This is a genomic window from Lentilactobacillus sp. (genome assembly GCF_040773105.1).
GTDB lineage: Bacteria > Bacillota > Bacilli > Lactobacillales > Lactobacillaceae > Lentilactobacillus > Lentilactobacillus parabuchneri.
Genome location: NZ_JAXGWW010000294.1, coordinates 1 through 2,140 on the forward strand (window position 1 = coordinate 1; position 2,140 = coordinate 2,140).

The window sequence follows — 2,140 nt, forward strand, 5'->3', positions numbered from 1 at the left end:
ATCAATGACAAAACAATTTCTAACCAGAACTTCTTAACAACATCATTCCGACGGTACAGTGGAATGGCAAACGCAATAGTGGCAGGGTTCAAGAACCAGAATAAAATGTCACCACCTGGCTTGTATGCTGACATGTAGAAGGTTGGCAGTGAAACACCAAACCACTTAGCCATAAGCCAGAGAATGAAGATACCTAGAACCATACCAACGAATAATGGCTGGAATAAGAAGAAACCATTTGAAATCTTAAATAAATATTGGCCAATGAGAAAGACAGCTAATGATAAGAAAATACCAAAGAAGGCTATCCCACCGACTTTCGGATCTAAAGCATTACCGAAAAAGTTTACCCAGGTCATATAACTCAATCCTTTCTATAATTGGGAGGGTACCGAATTATTCAACATCAGTTGATTTGTGGAATACCTTACGACTGATGGCCATGAATCCGGCAGTGGTATATGCGATAACAACTAACAAAATAATAGTAGCTAAGATGATAGTAACAATCAACATAACACCAGTCATCGCGCCGTCATCTGTAAAGACGTTCAATGAGTTAGCCATTTGAACTCCAGATGGGACGAATAAGAAAGCAATTAAGCTGATCAAAAAGTCAGCCATCTTCTCCACTTGATATAGTTTAATGATGTGTGATGCTAAAAGCACATACATCAAAACAAGACCAATAACCGGAGTTGGAACTGGGAATGACTTAGGGAATAATGGTGAGATTAATGAAGAAACGAATAATACAGTTGCGAAGATGCACATTTGTTGCAAAATAGGTGCCGCTTCGTGCTCAGTTCCCTCAGTCTTGGTAGCTTGGTTACTTGCCATAATTAAACACTCCTTTCAGAAATTATAAAAAATTTTTCACAAACTAGTAAAGCGCTTTCGCTTCACAAACTTAGTATACCCATTTTCAAAAAAAAACGCAAGACCATAGTCATATCTGTAAACGCTTACCCTTAAAAAAACTTGTGTAGTAAAGTGATATTTTAGTAAGCTTGCTCAATTTGTTCAATATTATCTGAAAAAAATTGGGTGAGTGATTGTGTTTACTGAAAGCCATTTGTATAATAGTACCAATGTGTCATGAAGAGAGGAAACTATTATGAAATTCGAAATCATTGTCAGTTTAGTTGCGACTATGATTTTATCCGCGATCCTGACACCGTTCGTCCGAAAATTGGCGTTCCGGGTAGGCGCAATTGATAATCCAAATGCAAGAAGAGTGAATAAGGTGCCAATGCCGACAATGGGCGGTTTGGCGATTTTTCTTTCTTATACCTTTGCGACAGTCTTCCTATTAAGGTTCCAAATTCCAACACGTCAGCTATGGGGTGTACTTGCCGGTGAGTGTGTCATCATTGCGACCGGCATCATTGACGATATCTTTGAACTCAAGCCCCGTCAAAAAGTGATTGGTATCTCGATTGCTGCTTTAGTGGTTTACTTTGCGGCGGGCGTCAAAATGAGCCACATTACGGTTCCGTTTGTTGGCCTGGTTTCCTTGGGCTGGCTGAGTTTGCCGATCACTTGGATTTGGATATTAGCGATTACCAATGCGGTTAACTTGATTGATGGTCTAGATGGCTTGGCAACAGGTGTGGGCATCATCGCACTATCAACCATGGGAATCACCGGTTTGTTTTTTCTAAACGTTGCTAATACCTTTGTTGGTATCAGTATTTTTGCATTAGTTGCTGCAATGATTGGCTTTTTACCCTATAACTTCTTTCCTGCCCGTATTTATCTCGGGGATACCGGTTCACTGTTCATTGGGTTTATGATGTCGGTCTTTTCGTTGTATGGTTTGAAAAACGTGACGTTCATTTCGGTTGTTATTCCGGTGATTATTATGGGTGTTCCCATTACGGATACCGTTTATGCCATTTTACGGCGGATGCTAAATCGGCAACCCATTTCCCATGCTGATAAGCATCACTTGCATCACCGGTTAATGCAAATTGGACTCACACACCGGCAGACGGTTTTAGTTATCTATGGAATTGCCTTGATTTTCGCATTCATCTCATTGATGTACCCAATTTCGCCAACTTGGGGAACGATTTTCTTAACCATCGCTAGTTTGATTGGCTTGGAGCTATTCGTGGAAGCCATTGGCTTAGTGGGC

The 2,140-nt window shown here is 40.5% G+C and carries 3 protein-coding genes; 1 reads left to right on the forward strand and 2 read right to left on the reverse strand.

The annotated features are described in order from the left end of the window. Both AB3112_RS10890 and AB3112_RS10895 read right to left on the reverse strand, forming a co-directional pair. The coding region (locus AB3112_RS10890) for an LrgB family protein (RefSeq protein ID WP_367334500.1) at positions 1 to 359 on the reverse strand (359 nt) is incomplete at its 3' end. A gap of 37 nt (positions 360 to 396) precedes the next feature. After that, positions 397 to 840, reverse strand: a complete 444-nt coding sequence (locus AB3112_RS10895) for a CidA/LrgA family protein (protein WP_089109594.1) — start codon at positions 838 to 840, stop codon at positions 397 to 399. A 277-nt stretch (positions 841 to 1,117) separates the two neighbouring features. Between AB3112_RS10895 and AB3112_RS10900 the strand changes: the two genes are divergently transcribed. Continuing rightward, a partial coding sequence (locus AB3112_RS10900) for a glycosyltransferase family 4 protein (RefSeq protein ID WP_367334501.1) occupies positions 1,118 to 2,140 on the forward strand: 1,023 nt, incomplete at its 3' end.